At 63.8% G+C, this 16,518-nt stretch carries 16 protein-coding genes; 10 read left to right on the top strand and 6 right to left on the bottom strand.

From position 1 onward, the window contains the following. Positions 1-32 precede the first annotated feature (32 nt). The 7 genes from dhaL to FJ967_RS19000 all read left to right on the top strand — a co-directional run bounded on the left by dhaL (position 33) and on the right by FJ967_RS19000 (position 5,515). Positions 33-635 carry a dihydroxyacetone kinase subunit DhaL gene (dhaL, locus tag FJ967_RS19030; RefSeq protein ID WP_140733360.1) on the top strand — a complete coding sequence of 201 codons (603 nt, stop codon included), beginning with the start codon at positions 33-35 and terminating at the stop codon, positions 633-635. After that, positions 632-1,021, top strand: coding sequence for a dihydroxyacetone kinase phosphoryl donor subunit DhaM (gene dhaM / locus FJ967_RS19025; protein ID WP_006325214.1), 390 nt, complete (start codon positions 632-634; stop codon positions 1,019-1,021). The genes dhaL and dhaM overlap by 4 nt, the downstream gene beginning before the upstream one ends. Before the next feature lie 21 nt (positions 1,022-1,042). Continuing rightward, positions 1,043-1,345 (top strand): HPr family phosphocarrier protein, encoded by a 303-nt coding sequence (locus tag FJ967_RS19020; protein WP_140733359.1) that lies wholly within the window; start codon positions 1,043-1,045, stop codon positions 1,343-1,345. Between the two features lie 41 nt (positions 1,346-1,386). Then, positions 1,387-2,961 (top strand): phosphoenolpyruvate--protein phosphotransferase, encoded by a 1,575-nt coding sequence (ptsP, locus tag FJ967_RS19015; RefSeq protein WP_181175990.1) that lies wholly within the window; start codon positions 1,387-1,389, stop codon positions 2,959-2,961. Between the two features lie 9 nt (positions 2,962-2,970). Then, entirely contained in the window at positions 2,971-3,393 is a 423-nt protein-coding gene (locus FJ967_RS19010; protein WP_140733357.1) for a hypothetical protein, read from the top strand. Positions 3,394-3,432: 39 nt separating this feature from the next. Then, positions 3,433-4,419: a dihydroxyacetone kinase subunit DhaK gene (dhaK, locus tag FJ967_RS19005; protein ID WP_140733356.1), complete on the top strand. Its 987-nt coding sequence runs from the start codon at positions 3,433-3,435 to the stop codon at positions 4,417-4,419. 70 nt (positions 4,420-4,489) lie between these two features. Beyond that, on the top strand, positions 4,490-5,515 hold the full coding sequence (locus FJ967_RS19000; protein ID WP_140733355.1) for a nucleotidyltransferase family protein: 1,026 nt from the start codon (positions 4,490-4,492) through the stop codon (positions 5,513-5,515). A 61-nt stretch (positions 5,516-5,576) separates the two neighbouring features. On the opposite strand, the gene FJ967_RS18995 is transcribed toward FJ967_RS19000, so the two are convergent. The 4 genes from FJ967_RS18995 to FJ967_RS18980 form a co-directional block, all read right to left on the bottom strand. Then, positions 5,577-6,563 carry a serine kinase gene (locus tag FJ967_RS18995; protein WP_140733354.1) on the bottom strand — a complete coding sequence of 329 codons (987 nt, stop codon included), beginning with the start codon at positions 6,561-6,563 and terminating at the stop codon, positions 5,577-5,579. Then, positions 6,560-6,994 (bottom strand): lasso peptide biosynthesis B2 protein, encoded by a 435-nt coding sequence (locus FJ967_RS18990; protein ID WP_140733353.1) that lies wholly within the window; start codon positions 6,992-6,994, stop codon positions 6,560-6,562. Before FJ967_RS18990 ends, FJ967_RS18995 begins: the two co-directional genes overlap by 4 nt. Before the next feature lie 13 nt (positions 6,995-7,007). Then, the gene (locus FJ967_RS18985; protein WP_140733352.1) at positions 7,008-7,298 is read right to left on the bottom strand and encodes a PqqD family protein; all 291 of its coding nucleotides are present in this window, start codon (positions 7,296-7,298) and stop codon (positions 7,008-7,010) included. Between the two features lie 433 nt (positions 7,299-7,731). Further along, on the bottom strand, positions 7,732-8,559 hold the full coding sequence (locus FJ967_RS18980) for a DUF2259 domain-containing protein (RefSeq protein ID WP_246675312.1): 828 nt from the start codon (positions 8,557-8,559) through the stop codon (positions 7,732-7,734). 171 nt (positions 8,560-8,730) lie between these two features. Between FJ967_RS18980 and FJ967_RS18975 the strand changes: the two genes are divergently transcribed. From FJ967_RS18975 to FJ967_RS18965, 3 genes are all read left to right on the top strand, one after another. Then, complete coding sequence (locus FJ967_RS18975) at positions 8,731-10,638, top strand: propionyl-CoA synthetase (RefSeq protein WP_140733351.1); 1,908 nt, start codon at positions 8,731-8,733, stop codon at positions 10,636-10,638. A gap of 137 nt (positions 10,639-10,775) precedes the next feature. After that, positions 10,776-11,858, top strand: coding sequence for an acyltransferase (locus FJ967_RS18970; protein ID WP_140733350.1), 1,083 nt, complete (start codon positions 10,776-10,778; stop codon positions 11,856-11,858). Positions 11,859-11,944: 86 nt separating this feature from the next. Continuing rightward, positions 11,945-12,556 carry an ADP-ribosyltransferase domain-containing protein gene (locus tag FJ967_RS18965; RefSeq protein ID WP_140733349.1) on the top strand — a complete coding sequence of 204 codons (612 nt, stop codon included), beginning with the start codon at positions 11,945-11,947 and terminating at the stop codon, positions 12,554-12,556. Between the two features lie 508 nt (positions 12,557-13,064). Here FJ967_RS18965 and FJ967_RS18955 read toward each other — a convergent pair. Both FJ967_RS18955 and FJ967_RS18950 read right to left on the bottom strand, forming a co-directional pair. Then, a complete protein-coding gene (locus FJ967_RS18955; protein WP_140733347.1) occupies positions 13,065-15,446 on the bottom strand; it encodes a polysaccharide biosynthesis tyrosine autokinase in 2,382 nt (793 codons plus the stop codon). 148 nt (positions 15,447-15,594) lie between these two features. Next, on the bottom strand, positions 15,595-16,491 hold the full coding sequence (locus tag FJ967_RS18950) for a UTP--glucose-1-phosphate uridylyltransferase (RefSeq protein WP_140733346.1): 897 nt from the start codon (positions 16,489-16,491) through the stop codon (positions 15,595-15,597). Positions 16,492-16,518 lie beyond the last annotated feature (27 nt).

Here is a 16,518-nt window from a genome sequence, read left to right as displayed (position 1 = left end):
CGGGCGAGGTGGAAACCGGGGATTCGGGCGACATGACGGCGCTGAACCTTTCGAGGCTGATCACGGCCGCCGCGGATGCGATCGCCGCGCACGCCGAGGAATTGACGGCGCTCGACCAGGCGATCGGCGACGGCGACCACGGATTGAACATGAAGCGCGGCTTCGAGGCCGTGCGCGCCGAGACCGAGGCGTATTCGGCCAAGCCGCTGCCGGAAGCCCTGAAGGCGATCGGCACCAAGCTGGTGATGACGGTGGGCGGGGCGTCCGGCCCGCTGTTCGGGACGCTGTTCATGGCGCTCGGCAAGGAGATTTCGACTGACCCCGACCATGCCAACCTGACGGCGGCTTTCGGCAAGGCGATCGAGGCGGTCGCGGCGCGAGGCAAGTCACAGGTCGGCCAGAAGACCATGCTCGATGTGCTGCAGCCGGTGCACGACGCGCTGGCCGTCGGCAAAACGGCCAGCGAACTGGCCGACATTGCCGACGCTGCGGCCGAAGCGACCGTGCCGATGAAAGCGCTGCGCGGCCGCGCCTCCTTCCTCGGCGACCGCTCCATCGGCCATATGGATGCCGGCGCGCGCTCGACCGCGCTGTTGGTGCGCACGGTCGCGCAAATCATCGGGGACAAGGCATGAGCAATGTCGGGATCGTGATCGTGTCGCATTCACCGCTGGTCGCGGAAGGCACCGCCGACATGGTACGCCAGATGGTGGGCGACGAAGTGCCGCTTGCGTGGTGCGGTGGAAACGGCCATGGCGGGCTCGGCACCAATGTCGAGGCGATCATGGGCGCCATCGACAAGGCCTGGTCGGAAGCCGGGGTCGCCATCCTGGTCGATCTCGGCGGCGCCGAGACCAATTCGGAAATGGCGGTCGAGATGATCGGCGAGCCGCGCGCGCAGAAAATCATCGTCTGCAACGCGCCGATCGTCGAGGGCGCGGTGATGGCCGCGACCGAGGCATCCGGCGGCGCCTCGCTGCGGGAAGTGGTGGCGACGGCGCATGAATTGTCGCCGTCGTGAATGAACGGGAATTTTGAAGACATGTCCGCAACCGCCGAAGCGACCGTCCTGATCACCCACGATGTGGGCCTGCACGCGCGTCCTTCGGTAAAGTTCACCAAACTGGCCAAGAGCTTTGCCGCCGACGTCGAGATAGCGCTCGCCGCCAACGGCCCATGGTTCGATGCCAAGAGCATCGTCAAGGTGATGGCCGCCAAGGCGCCGAAGGGCACGGTTCTGCACGTCAGGGCCAATGGCGATGGCGCCAGCGATGCCGTGCGTGCCTTGATCGAACTGGTGCAGCGCGATTTCGACGAGGATGCCGGTCATGCCCGCTCGGCCTGAAGCCGACGCATATCTTGGCCGGCCCGGCAGGAATGCGGGCCATGCGCATTGAGGGTGTCGCGGCCGCTGCCGGCTATGCCGAGGGGCCTTTGTTCGAGCTCGATCGGCCTCAGGGCACCTATACAGGCAAGGCAACCGCCGCGGAGGAGCGGACGTCGCTGGAAACCGCGATCGACAAGGCGGTGAACCGGCTCGTGGCCATGGTCGGGACAGCCGACAGCGATGCCGCCGGCATACTCGAATTCCACATCGCCATGCTGGAAGACGATGCGCTGAGCGGGCCGGCCTTTGCATCGATAGCCTCCGGAAAAGCCGCCGACGCGGCCTGGCGTCAGGCACTCGGTGCCGAGATCGCCGGCTACGAGGCCTCGGACCAGGATTATTTCCGCGCCCGCGCCACGGACCTGCGCGATATCAGGGACCAGGTGCTGCGCGCCCTGACCGAGGACGATCAGCGCGCGGCACCGGCCGGCGCCATCCTCTACGGCGCGGACATCGCGCCGACGCGCTTTCTCCAAACCGACTGGAGCCATGGCGGCGGCATCGCGCTCAAGGCGGGCAGCACCGCCAGCCATGTCGCCATGCTCGCGCGCTCGCGCGGCGTGCCGATGGTCGTGGGCCTGGGCGAGCCGTTTACCGGTGCTGCCGGCATGGCGCTGCTCGACGCGGAGCACGGCAATATCGTTGTGGCGCCCTCGCTCCCGGAGATCGGCGCATTCCGGCAGGCGGCTTCCGCCTTCGCGGCCCGACAGGGCAAGGCGCGGACCTTTCTGGCGCGGCCGGCGGCGACGAGAGCCGGCACAGCGGTGCGCGTGCAGGTCAACATCGCCGACCCCGGGGATGTCGATGCCATCGATATCGCGACTTGCGACGGTGTCGGCCTGATGCGCACCGAATTCCTGTTCGGCAAGACGCTGCCGGACGAGGAAACGCAGTATCGCGGCTACCGCAAGGTGCTCGAATGGGCCGGCGGGAAACCGGTGACGATCCGCACCGTCGATGCCGGCGGCGACAAGCCCGTGCCGGGCTTTACGGTCGAAGAGGGCAACCCGTTCCTCGGCCTGCGCGGTGTCAGGCTGTCACTAGCTAGGCCCGATATATTCCGCGTTCAAATCAGGGCATTGCTGCGCGCCGCGCCACACGGCAATCTCAAAGTCATGTTTCCGATGATCGCCACATCAGAAGAATATGAACGCGCCGCGGCCCTCTTCGCCGAGGAGCAGGCGGCCCTTGCCGCGCGTGGCATCGCGCAAAGGATGCCGCCGCTCGGCATCATGGTCGAAGTGCCTTCGGTGGCGATCGCGCCGGAGGCGTTCGCCGGCGTCGCCTTCCTGTCGATCGGCTCCAACGATTTGACGCAGTATGTGATGGCGGCGGCGCGCGACAATGCGGCGGTCGCGCATCTGAATTCGGTTCGTCACCCGGCTGTGCTGCGGCTGATCGGTGCGGTCGCGGCCTTCGGACGGGAGAACGCCATTCCTGTCAGCCTGTGCGGCGATGCCGGCGGCGACCCCGCCTCGATCCCGTCGCTGCTCGAAGCCGGCCTGCGCGACCTCTCGGTGGCGCCGGCGCAACTCGCCATGGCCAAGGCGGCCATATCAGATGTCCCGGTCTAGGCGGCGGGCATGATCGACAAGACACCCGAGCCCGGTTCCGAAGACGCGATCCGCGCCTACAAGACGATCCTGTCGCATGTCATCGACCAGCGGCCGTCCGGCATGCGCCAGCGGCTTGCCGACGCGCTCGGCAAGCACCGTAGTTTCGTCACGCAGATTTCGAGCCCGGCCTATTCGATCCCAATCCCGTCGAAGCATCTGCCCGCCATCTTTTCCGTCTGCCATTTCAGCCAGGCCGAACGGGACCAGTTTCTTGCCGCCTATCACCAGGCCCATCCAGGCAAGATTTCGGCCGCCGCCGGCGCGCGCAAGACCAGGCACGTTTCGCTCATCGTGCCGGATTTCGGCGACGAGAAGCAGAATGCGGCGCTCGACCGCGCCATCAACGAATTCATCCAGAAGGTCACCAGCATCACCGGCAAGAGTGGCTGAGCGACCTTTGATGACAGGCTATTTCGGGAGGAGACGGCCTTGAAGAAATTCATCAACTCGGTGGACACGGTTCTGACCGAGAGCCTCGACGGGTTCGTTGCCGCCCATGCCGATATCCTTGCGCTTGGCGAGGAGCACAAATTCATCCGCCGCAAGGCGCTCAAGCCGGGCAAGGTGGCGCTGATCTCCGGCGGCGGCTCCGGCCATGAGCCGATGCATGGCGGCTTTGTCGGTCACGGCATGCTGGATGCCGCCTGCCCCGGCCAGGTGTTCACCTCGCCGACGCCGGACCAGATGATGGCGGCCGCCCAGGCTGTCGACACGGGCGCCGGCTGCCTGTTCATCGTCAAGAACTATGAGGGCGACGTGATGAACTTCGACATGGCCGCCGAAATGTCCGATGGCGTGCTGCAGGTGGTCACCAATGACGATGTCGCGGTGGAGAACTCGTCCTATACGACCGGTCGACGCGGCGTGGCCGGAACCCTGGTGGTGGAAAAGATCGTCGGCGCGGCGGCCGAACATGGCATGGCGTTGCCGGTATTGAAGGCGCTGGGCGAGCGCGTCAATGCCGCGACCCGCTCGATGGGCGTGGCGCTGACCAGCGGCACCGTGCCTGCAGCCGGCAAACCGACCTTCGACATCGGCGATGGCGAGATGGAATTCGGCGTCGGCATTCATGGCGAGCCGGGCCGCCGCCGCGACAGGCTGAAAAGCGCCGACGCGATTGCCGAGGAGATTTGCGCCGCGATCCTGGGCGATCTCGGCGACCGGGCGAAGGGTCCGGCATTGCTGTTCGTCAACGGCTTCGGCGGCACGCCGCTGATGGAGCTCTATCTGATGTACAACAGTGCGCGCCGAATTCTGGAGAAGCGCGGCGTGACGATACGCCGTTCGCTGGTCGGGACCTATGTCACCTCGCTCGACATGGCCGGCTGCTCGATCACGCTGACCCTGCTCGACGACGAATTGACGGGTTGGTGGGACGCACCTGTCCACACGGCCGCGCTGCGCTGGGGCATGTAAGGCTGGCTTCAGCAGCGCTTTTCTGCAACCATCCCGACAATCCCGCCATAGCCAACACCTGTCCTGATCGATGCTGCCATCCCTTACCACCGCCGAGGAAAAGCTGCTGCTGCGCTACGCCGATCCGGAAGCCGCGGCGGTCGGGAGCAATGTGTCGGCAGCGGCCCTGTCGGCGCTGCTCGACAATGCCGAATTCCACGGCATCCTGCCGATCATGCTGCGCAAGCTCAGGGAGAGCGGCGACGCACATCTGCCGTCGGGCGGCGTGCGCGAGAAGCTTGAAGATTTGCGCGACAAGGCGACGATCGCCACCGGCCAGTCGATGCTGCTGCAATACCACGGCGACCGCATCATGAAGGCGATGGCGGCGCAAGGCATTGCGGCACGGATCGTCAAGGGACCGGTCTTCGCGCGAAAGCTCTACCGTCACGTCTCCGACAGGCCGTTCACCGACATCGATATTCTCGTCGATCCTGCCGACCTGCCCCGGGCCAACACGGTAATCGCCTCATGCGGCTTCGAACTCAGCAGCGACGAGGCCGAATCCTACCAGTTGCAGGAATTCAAATGGCTGGAAAAAGAGAATTCGAGCCTTCTGGTCGAACTGCACGGCGACCTCGTGCATGACACGGGCATGCGTCGCCGCCTGTCGCTGGGGTTTCGCGAGCTGGGCATCATCGATGCTGACGCGACGGACACGCCGGCCGCACTTTTGACGATCGCCATCGTGCATGCCGCCGGAGGCCACAAATTCCACCGGCTGCAGCTTTGCGTGGACGTGCTGCAAGGCGTGCGGGCCTTGCAATCGGCGGAATCGGAAACCCGCCTGCTCGACGCGGCACGCATGACCGGCATCGAGCTCGAACTGGCGATCGTGCTCAACGTGACGGGCCGGTTGTTCGGCGAGCCGCATGCGCTTGAACTCGCCGGGCGGATCAAGCCCGACCTGTCGATACGGCTGGCCAAGAAGCTGATCACGACGAACACACTGCTCAGGGTCAATTCAAGAGAGAAGATCGGCTCGCGCCTGCGCCGCGATGCCTTCCGCTGGATCCAGCGGTTGGCCAAAGCCAGAGCAATTCCAGGAAAAGTGTGAGGCGGTTTTCCTGCAGCAATTGCGTCAAAGCAAAGAGGCCACACGCCGCTTGAGGCGGCCGTCAGTCCGCCGATGCCAACGTGGCGCAGATCAGCGCCGCCGCGTCGGCCGGGCGTGAGCCTACTTCCAGCGTGAAGGTCGGCACCGACGAGACCAGCCTGCCGATCGTCGCCAGCCGGCGTTTCTGCGAGGGCAGCAGGCCAGTCATGCCGGTTCGGACATTGTCCATCGCCAGCGCCACCATCGCGTCGGTCCGGGCCATGGGTGCGAGCCGGGTCTCGCTGTCGGGCGAACGCGCCAGGTGCAGGAGCGCGGCTACCGGCCGGGCCGCCGGGCTTTCGATGCGTATGATTTCGCTCAGCCGCTCCAGCGAGACGGCCTGTTCGCCGTTGCGGTCCCATGATGGTCCAAGGCAGGGCGACACCTGCGGGATCATTCGGGCGGTATTCTCGTGGATCTTGGCGTGGCGCGGCAGCCCCCAGGCCACGGGTCGGTCCGAAGCGACATTCAGGATCATGGCATCATCGGAACAGAGCCCGAAACCTTGTGTCGCCAGGGCGAGCGATGTCGTGCTCTTGCCCGTGCCGCTGGGCGCATGGATCAGCACGACGGTGTCGTTGTCCGGTAATGTCAGCCCGGCGGTGTGCAGCATATGCTGGCCACCGGCGTCGAGTGCCGCGTCCAGCACGAGCATCGATGGCGTCCAGGCCGCTTTGGCGCCAGGGCGAACCCGCAGTTCGGCCCAGCCTTGCTCGTCGTTGATCGCAACGGTCTGGCGCCCGGGAAAGACGAGATGGACGGTGGCGCCATCGGCGATCATCCGGCAATAGCCATCCTCCGGTATCTCACCGTCGAAGACGAGCGATCCGCCGGGTGTCTCAGCCAGGACATCCACCTCAGCGATATCGAGGCGAAAGCCCGGCTCGACGGGACCTTCGATACGCAGGCTTGCCAGCATCCTGTCGAAGTCCAGCCACAGCGCGGCGCGTTCAGCCGATATGCCGAGGACCTGCCCGTTGAGGTCATAGAAAGCGCAAGGTCTGGTCAAGCGGGGCGCACCTTGGTGGCACGGTCATGGTGGCGATAGATCTCGACCATGCCGGGAAAGCTGTCGCTGACCACCGGCTTGCCGTCGAGGCAGACCCAGCAATGCGCCGACAGCCGCGACGCCTGCAGTGACTTCGGATCGACGCCGAAGCGCAACTCCGGATCGAAGCCGGCGAAGCGCAGGAAACGGTGGCCAAGCAGACCTTCGCGCAGACATCTGCGATCGCGCATCAGCCAGGGGCGGCGCACGGCACGGTTGACGCGCGTGACGATGTAACTGGCCGGCAAGCCGCGATAGGGCGTCGAGGAGGCGAGCGGCGCCCATTTCAGCACCTCCTCGAAGCTGCGGTTGGCAATCAGGACCGGCATCAGCCGCGCGCTGGCCCAGAGATGGCAGCGGAACAAGGCGCGCAGGAGAGGACTGTCCGCCATCAGGCACGTACCATCAGCTATCAAGCCCCGGGGCGGCGAGGATGCCTTCCGAGACCAGTTCGGCGGCCAACTCCGCCATGTCCTCGTCAAGCGTGCCCTTGTCGACCTCGAACTCCTCGCAAAGCAGGCCGACGATCTGGCCGAGGTTGCGCGCGCCATCGACCTTGTCGAGAAAGGCCTCGGTGGTGCCGTTGCAGGTATAGAGCTGGCCACTGCGCGCCAGAAGCACGACCGCGCCATCGCCGACATGCTGGACCGACGCATCCTCCGCCAGCCGCAGAACTGTTCCAGAGGCAATTTCCATCACGAACCCCAAATAGCCATGCAAACCCCGAAATGAGATAGCGCGGTGGTGGGGCGCTGTCTATCGGCCGGCCGGGTGATGGCTCGCGCAATCTTGGATCGTGACCGGCCTTCGTCAGGCCGCAAGCTCCATCCACAGCCGATAATCGTCCCAGAAATAGTCGCCGGAACGACGCGCCAGGCAAGCGTGTCGACCTGCAGAGCCGTTGCTTTTCTTCCCTGAGGTAAGGTAAGAACTTCCCGGGTCTTGGGGAGATAGCGTATGCGTTACAATTGGGAGCGGGCTCCGACGACTTTCGAACGTCATCGGAAGGCTCTGGCGACAGCCATTTTGATCTTCGGCGGAGTCGGCCTCATGCTTGTGGCCTTGCCGATCTAGTTCGATCGACTTTTATCCAACGAATTCCGTTTGTTAGACGGCTACCGGTCAGCGCTCAGCGTGGTTGCCCGGTCACCGCGATGAAGCGGCGATCGCGCCCTTCAAAGCCCTGGCTGAAGCGCTGCACCAGCACGGCGATCACCGCCGGCTTGCCGGCGGGTTTGAATTCGTAGGCTTCCGACAGGCTGTAGGACGTCGGGCAGTTCCTCGAGCCCGGCACTGTCTTGTCCTCATGCAGGGTCTTGAACGGCTTGCCGTCCTGTCCCTGCAGCGTCAGGCGGAAGCCGAGCGCCTTGCCGGTCTTGTCGCCTTGAAGAGCGTTCTCGTCCTGAGCTGCCGGGGCGCCTTGCTTCGCCTCCTCGAAGCTTGCCGAACAATCGGCCGAGCTCGCCGCCAGGACCTCGTCGAGCTGGATGGTCGAAATGCCCGTTTCACCATAGGTCGGCGAAAGCCATTTCTGCGACACTTGCTCCAGCCGGGAGATGTCGCCATAGGCCACCATGTCGCCGGGAAAGGTGAACTTGTCGGAAGCCGTCTGCTCGCCGCGCTTGGCGATGGCGTATTTCGCAAGGACAGGTGCCGCCTTGGCGGCCGCCTGCGCTCTCGCCTTCTCCAGTGTCAGCGTCGCGTCCTCGGATTCGTCGACCACCAGGATCGGCTTGCCGCCGATAAATGTGTCCGTGCCGACATCGATAATATCGATCTCGGAATAACCGGAATCCGAGGCACCGGCATCGAGCGTTCCATATTGCTCGAAGGCGAAGTAGGCGCCATCCGGCGAGAAGCCGATGATGCGCCGTGCGGCGGCATCGCCGGCATGGGCGGTCCCGGCTGAAGCCGCGAGCGCCGCGCCAATGGCCAACGCAACCGCTGGCCTTGCCACGCCAGACCACCGATGGTGCATTCGTTTTCCCTCCGCGCCGCGGCACTTCACGACACCGCGCCTATCCGGTCAAGTCGCCGCCGCCTGAGACGAAAATGCAGGGAGACATCGCCGGAAGAAACAACATAGGCTATTGGCAAGGGCGGCAAACCGTTGCTGGGGAGAATATGGATGGCTTCACGCTATCACGAGGTCTATGACGGCTGGAAACGCGACCCGGAAAAATTCTGGGCCGACGCGGCCCGCGCCATAGACTGGTACTCGCCATGGGACAAGGTGTTCGATGCCGACGCCGGCGTCTACGGCCGCTGGTTCACCGGCGCGACCTGCAACACCTGCTACAATGCCCTTGACCGGCATGTTGCCGGCGGCCGGGCCGACCAGATCGCGCTGATCCACGACAGCGCCATCACCGGAACGGTGAAAAAATTCACCTATGCCGAACTGAAACGCGACGTGGTGGCGCTGACCTCGGTGCTGAAGAACCGTGGCATCGGCAAGGGCGACCGGGTCATCATCTACATGCCGATGGTGGCGGAAGCGGCCATCGCCATGCTCGCCTGCGCCCGCATCGGGGCCGTGCATTCGGTCGTCTTCGGCGGCTTTGCCTCGCATGAATTGGCCACCCGCATCGACGACGCAAAGCCGAAACTGATCATCTCGGCCTCCTGCGGCCTGGAACCAGGGCGTATCGTCGCCTATAAGCCGCTGCTCGACAGGGCGATCGAGATGTCCCGCCACAGGCCGGACGCCTGCCTGATCCTGCAGCGCGACCAGCTGCGCTGCGAGATGAAGGACCATTTCGACATCGACTATGCCGATGCCGTCGCCCGCGAACGGGCGGCCGGAGCCAATGTCGACTGCGTGCCGGTGCTGGCCACCGATCCGCTCTACATCATCTACACCTCGGGCACGACCGGACAGCCGAAGGGCATCGTGCGCGACAATGGCGGCCACATGGTCGCGCTGAAATGGACGATGGACAACGAGTTCGGCGTCGAGCCGGGAGAAGTGTTCTGGGCGGCCTCCGATGTCGGCTGGGTGGTCGGCCATTCCTACATCGTCTACGGGCCGCTGCTGCATGGCTGCACCAGCGTGCTCTTCGAAGGCAAGCCGATCGGCACGCCCGACGCCGGCACCTACTGGCGGGTGATCGAACAACACGGCGTGGTCGCCCTGTTCACCGCGCCGACCGCCTTCCGCGCCATCAAGGGGCAGGATCCCAAGGGCGAGTTCGTGCCGAAATACGATCTGTCGAAATTCCGCACGCTATTCCTGGCCGGCGAGCGCGCCGACCCTGAAACCATCAAATGGGCAGAGCAGAAGCTGAATGTGCCGGTGGTCGACCATTGGTGGCAGACCGAGACCGGTTCGCCGATGACCATCAACCCGGCCGGGCTCGGCCTGCTGCCGGTGAAGTACGGCTCGCCCGGCGTGCCGATGCCGGGCTACGACATCCGCATCCTTAGCGATGTCGGCCACGAAGTGCCGCGCGGCACGCTCGGCAATGTCGTGGTCAAGCTGCCGCTGCCGGCCGGCTGCCTGCCGACGCTGTGGAACGCCGATGCCCGCTTCCGCCAGGCCTATCTCGAGGAGTTCCCCGGCTTCTACAAGACGGCGGACGCCGGCATGATCGACGAGGACGGCTATCTCTACGTCATGGCCCGCACCGACGACATTATCAACGTCGCCGGCCACCGGCTGTCGACCGGGGCGATGGAAGAGGTGTTGGCCGCCCATCCCGATGTCGCCGAATGTGCCGTCGTGGGCATCGCCGACGCGATGAAGGGGCAGATTCCGCTCGGCTTCGTCGTGCTGAACGCAGGCGTGGCGCGCGACGGCGGCGCCATCGAGCAGGAAGTCGTTGCGCTTGTGCGCGAGCGCATCGGCCCGGTCGCCGCTTTCAAGACCGTGGTGACGATCAAGCGGCTGCCGAAGACACGTTCGGGCAAGATCCTGCGCGGCACCATGCAGAAGATCGCCGACAAGGAAGAATGGACGATGCCGGCGACCATCGACGACCCGGTCATCCTCGACGAGATCACTGCCGCGATGAAGGCGCGCGGGATCGGGGTCTGATCCTGCCGGCGACGCCTGGCCGCGCCCAGGATGTTGCGACGCGGCGAACTTTGTGATGGGCGCATTGCACAATCGTTGATTGTGCAATGCAACATTCCACCTTACAATTCCCGTGGGGGGCCATTCGATCGGATCGCATGGCTCAGCAGAAGACTACATTTGGCGGCGTCGACATCCTGCGGTTCCTCGCCGCCGTGATGGTCATGGTCTACCACTACGGCTTCTGGGTGTGGGCCTATCCCGACGGCATCTCCGCGCAAGCCACCGGCGGCGTTCCCGCACAGCCCGGTATCGGCGCCTGGGTCGAGTCCGGTTGGGTCGGCGTCGAGATCTTCTTCGTCATCAGCGGCTTCGTCATCGCCTTCAGCGCCGAGCGTTCGACGCCGCTGCGCTTCTTCGAGGCCAGGGTGAAGCGGCTCGCACCCGCGGTCTGGATCTGCGCGCCGATCACCGCCTTGCTACTGCTGCTCATCGGCTTGAGCTGGCCGACCGACGCGGCCGTCAGGCTCGTGCGGACGGCCCTGTTCGCGCCCTATGGTCCGTGGGTGGACAGCGTCTACTGGACGCTCGGCATCGAGATCGCCTTCTACGCCATCGTCTGGACCCTGCTGCGGCTCGGCCGCTTCGATCTCATGGAAAGGGTAACCATCGTCATCGGCCTTGTCAGCACGGCGTTCTGGTGCCTCTATTATCCGCTCGGCTGGTCCGACTTCGCCGAAACTCGGCTGTTGCAGCTCACACTGGTGCATCATGGCGCATTCTTCGCGGTCGGCGTGCTCATCTGGCTGATGCGGTTCAAGGCGGTGACGGCCCCTCGCCTTGGCTTCTGCCTGCTGTTCCTCGGCGGCGGCGTATTACAGATCGCCAGTTCGGTCGACGTCCACAGCGTCAAGGTCGGCACGGTGATGCCCTACGCACCGCCGATTCTCATTTTCCTCGTCGCCATCGCCCTGATGGCATGGTCGCTCAAGCTTGACCTCAGCTGGAGCGGCTGGCGCCGGATCGGCCTGATGACCTATCCGCTCTACCTGATCCACGACGTCGTCGGCGCGGCGATGCTGGGCGCCATGGTCCGCGCCGGAGCGCCTTATCTCCTGTCGATGGCAATGGTAGGCGCGACCATGATCGCGGCAAGCTGGCTGGTGGCCACAGAGGCCGAGCCGCGCATGAGGCTGCTGCTCGATCATACTGTGTTTCGCTACCGGCTGAAGGCGGCGTAGCTCACCGACTAGCATTTGTTTCGGCTCGACACCCGCATAGAAAAAGTGCGAGGCTCGTCTAGTGAGCTTCGATCAGATATTGAAATGTGGTCGAGGATGCAGGGTGGGGCATTGTTGGCGTGCAAGGCGAGTGGATTGCCCTCTTTGGAGAGTCGTTGGGTTATGACCTCTTCAATGAGTTCCTAGAGTCAACTGAAGAATGCAACATTCGCGTCGCAGGCCAAGCGATGGGGCTTAACCTTCAGGAAAGCCTTGCAGTGCATGCTTATTCTATGGGATTCCGCGACGGCACTGGCTGCTTCACAGAACTCAATCGGCGACTACGAAACAGAATTCCAAAGGGCAAATTTTATGGCTCACTCTTCAATGATTTGAAGGATGCCGTCAAAAAACTCCCCACGTTTGACGGTATCGTCTACAGAAGAACAGAAATTCCTGCGAGCATGCTCAACCTGCTTTCCCTCAAGCCAACCGCTGGTTATCGGGATCCGGCATTTCTTAGTGCATCAACGGGCGTCAACGCGTTCGCCGGCCGGGACATGCTAGTGATCCAGTCATCTCAAGGTTGCGATATCAGCGGACTTTCGGCCTTCCCTGAAGAGCAGGAAGTCTTATTTATGCCAAATGCTTCTTTTCAAATAACCAAGGTTCTGCTTGATCCAGCGGGGACCTATCTGGAATTGATCGACTTCCGATGAAGAACCACAGCAACATCAAGCACCTAACGATAGATGAGGCGCGAGCTATAGCGCTGGCGGCCATGAAGGAGCCCCATGTTGGAGGGCGTCTAGACGCGCCTTTAGTGACGCGGGCGTTCTTGATACCGGGCTATGATACCGAGAGCGACCCTCCTCGTAGGGCTCGCAGCCGCTCTGCAAGAGAGGTTTTTCGAGGTACCGTTGTTACCGACAAAACCGACGACACAGTCGTCGTAAAAGTCGAGCGACGTCATGCGTATCTTACAAAAAGAAATGCGCACTTACCCCTCAGGATCAAGATTTACGACGAGGGCACCGACTACAGGGCCGGAGATCAGGTTCTCATAGCTAAAATTAGAAACCGTCTTAATCATTGGATTATCGTTGGGAAGAAGGCTCACCGTGATTTAAACGATGACCGTAAGCGTGCGTAGCCACCAAATACGTCACATACCGAACCTCCAACTGCGCTATCGTGCGCGCGAGGCGTGATGGGCGGCGATAAACCTCAGACATTTGCCTTTGCCCGCACTTCCGACTTGTCGAGATAGTAGGTCGAGTATTTGTCGAAGAATTTCTCCGATGCGCCGAACGATCCGTATTTGGCGAGCTTTTTGAGATCGACCTTGTTCAGCACCGCGCCGACGATCTTGTTGGCGACGTAGGGTTCGGATTCCAGCATCGAGCGCACCATGGCGCGTGGCGTGCGGCCCCATTCGGTGACCAGCACGAAACCATCGACCAGCGGTGCGAAGGCCTTCGCGTCGACCACCGGCCCGAGCGGCGGCAGGTCGACGACTATGTATTCGAACGTCTCCTTGGCGTTCTCGATGAAACGCCGCATGCCGGCCGAGGAGAGCAGCTCGCTGGTGTGCGAGAAATGCCCGCGCGACACGGCCGGGATGATCGCGAGCTTGGTCTGCCGGTCAATCTTGCCGACGGACTGCCAGGTCTGGCCGCTCACCACCGCTTCCATCAGCCCTTGCTCGGCCTCCATGCCGAGGCCGCGGCTGAGGCCGGGATTGCGCAGATCGCCGTCGATGAGCAGCGTCCTGGCGCCATTGGCGGCAAGCAGGCCGGCGAGATTGGCCGCGACCGTCGACTTGCCTTCGCCGGGCAAAACCGAGATCACGCCGATGACGCGGCTGCCTTGCCCTTCCATCACGACATCGAAAGCGATCTTGGCGCTGCGCAGCGTTTCGGAAAACATCGATGCCGGAGCGTCGATGCTGACCCGCATGCGCGCGCGCCTTTCAATGGCGGCCGGCGATTTGGCAACCTTTAGGTCGGGCTCGGCCGGCTTGTCTTCCTTGGTCGGCTTGCCGCCGATGGTCGGCAGGTAACCGAGGAATTTGAGGCCGACGCGGTCGCGCACCTCCTCGCCGGTCCTGAAGAAGCGCTCATTGAACTCGTTCAGACCGCCAAAGCCGGCGCCCATCAGCACGCCGAGCACTAGCGACAGGCAGAGCACGATGATGCTGCGCGGGCTCGATGCGGAGAGCGGCGTCGACGCATCCGAGATGATGCGTATCTTGCCGACCGGGAAGGACTGCTGCTGCGCGGCTTCCTCGTAGCGGCCAAGGAAGGTCTGATAGAGCGTGGTCAGCGCCGTCGCCTTCTGGTCGAGGTCGCGCAGCTTGACCTGCGACTGGTTGTCGATGGAGCTCTTGCCCTGCGCGGCGGCGACATTGGCCCTGAGCGCGGTCTCGCGCGCCAGCGCCACCTCATATTCGTTGCGATAGCTCTGGGTCAGCTGCTTCAGTTCGCCGAATATCTGCGCCGAGATGTCGGCCTTTTCCTTGGCAAGCGCCACCGCCTGGGGATGTTCGGGGCCGAAATTCGCCTCGACATCCTGCTGCCGCTTGGCGACAGTGAGGTAGCGGGTCTTGAGCGTCGAGATGAGCGCGCTGCTGGGCTGGTCGGCCGAGATGGCGGCATCCTTGAAGGCATTGTCGGAGCCGCTGTCGACGATCTGCTTGTACTGCTGGTAGCGGGCGCTGGCGCGCGCGGTGTCGGCTTGCGCAACGATGAGCTGGGCGTTGAGGTCGGCGAGCTGCTTGTCGCTCATCAACTGGCCGTCGCTGTTGGCGGACAGGCCGTGTTCGGCCCGGAATTTCTCGACCGCGAGCGACGCCTGCTGCGAGCTCTCGCGCAGTTCGGTCAACCGGCCCTGCAGCCAGACCGCCGCGCGCTCGGTTGCATCGAAGCTGGCATCGAGCTGATCGGCGAGATAGGCGTCGGCATAGGCCTTGGTGATGGCGGTGGCCAGCCCCGGATCCGTCGCCTGGTAGCCGAGCGCGATGACATAGCTTCGCCCGACACGGTCGGCGCGGATTTCGTTCTGCAGCTTGAGGATCGCGTAGTCGCGGCGCGAGGTGGCAATCAGCGCATCGCGCGCCGCCGGATCGAGCTTGGAGATGTCGCCAACGCCCGGCATGACAGGGCTCGGACGAACATACTGGATCAGGCCGCGGATCAGGCCGACGCCCTGGGCGAGCGCCGACTGCGGCGGGTTCATGAACGCGTCGTTCTGGTCGAGCTTGAGCTTGTCGACGACCACGGCGGCGAGCCGCGTCGAGGTCAGGATCTCGATCTGGCTCAGAATGGCCGAATCGGTCTGCATGGTCGTCGAGGCCGCAGAGATGTCGTCGACGATCTTGTTCAGCCCCTCGTCGATCAGCACGCTGGCGATCGACTGGTATTTGGGCGGCGTCGTCTGCAGATAGAGCAAGCCCAGGAAAAGACCGATGACAGCGCACACGGCGACCACCTTGGCCTGCCGTGCGGCCATGCCAAGCAGCCGCTCGATGTCGATGAAGTCGTCGCCGTCAGCTGCGTCCGAATTCGACAGTGGCATCCTCTTGTCGAGAGGAAAGTTGGCATAATTCATCTTCGGTCCAATTCTGGCTTGTCTCGCTCGCAGGCCCCGGGAAGTTCGGGAGCGTTGGCAGGCGCGACACACGCTTGGTGCCGGACAGCGTGGAGCCGGCAGGCCCCTCCGCCGTCAGCCGCCCGACAATGCTCCCGAAAGATGGGCATTATGCGGCTTCTTCCTGGCGTTCATGCGACCGGACGAACTCCCGGAGCATCTCGAAAACCGGGCCCTTCATGTCGTCGCGCGACAGAGCGAAGGCGACATTGGCCTGGATGAACCCTTCCTTGGAACCGCAGTCGAACATGCGGCCCTTGAAAGGCTGGGCAAAGAATGGCTGCTCCCGCGACAGGCGGACCATGGCGTCGGTCAGTTGGATCTCATTGCCGGCGCCGCGCTGCTGGTTGCCCAGAAGCTGGAAGATTTCCGGCTGCAAGATATAGCGGCCGTTGATGTAGAAGTTCGACGGCGCGTTGGCCAGGGCCGGCTTTTCGACCATGGCCGTCACCTCGAAGCCGCCGCCAATGTCGGCGCCACGGCCGACGATGCCGTATTTGTTGGTCTCGCTCGGATCGCAGCGCTCGACGGCGATGACGTTGCCGCCGGTCTGCGCATAAAGGTCGGTGATCTCGGCCAGGCATCCGCGCCCGCCGAAGGAAACCATGTCGGGCAAGAGCAGGGCGAAAGGCTCATTGCCGATGACCTCGCGGGCACACCAGACGGCATGGCCGAGGCCTTGCGGCGATTGCTGGCGGATGAAGGAGGTGGCGCCGGCAACCGGCAGCATGCTTTCGAGCGCTTCCAGTTGGGTCTTCTTGCCGGTCTGCTCCAGGGTTCCGATCAGTTCGGGATGCAGGTCGAAATAGTCCTCGATGACCGCCTTGTTGCGGCCGGTCACGAAGACGATGTGCTCGATGCCGGCCTCGAAGGCCTCGTCCACCGCATATTGCACGACGGGCCGGTCGACGACGGGAAGCATTTCCTTCGGCATCGACTTGGTCGCCGGCAGGAACCGTGTTCCAAGCCCCGCCACCGGTATCACGGCCTTCCTGATTTTCTTCATCGCAAATTCCTTCTGAGGAGATCGACT

It is taken from the genome of Mesorhizobium sp. B2-3-4 (assembly GCF_006442315.1).
Classification (GTDB): Bacteria; Pseudomonadota; Alphaproteobacteria; order Rhizobiales; family Rhizobiaceae; genus Mesorhizobium.
The sequence above is the reverse complement of the archived record's forward strand: the minus strand, read 5'-3'. Positions and strand labels throughout refer to the sequence as shown.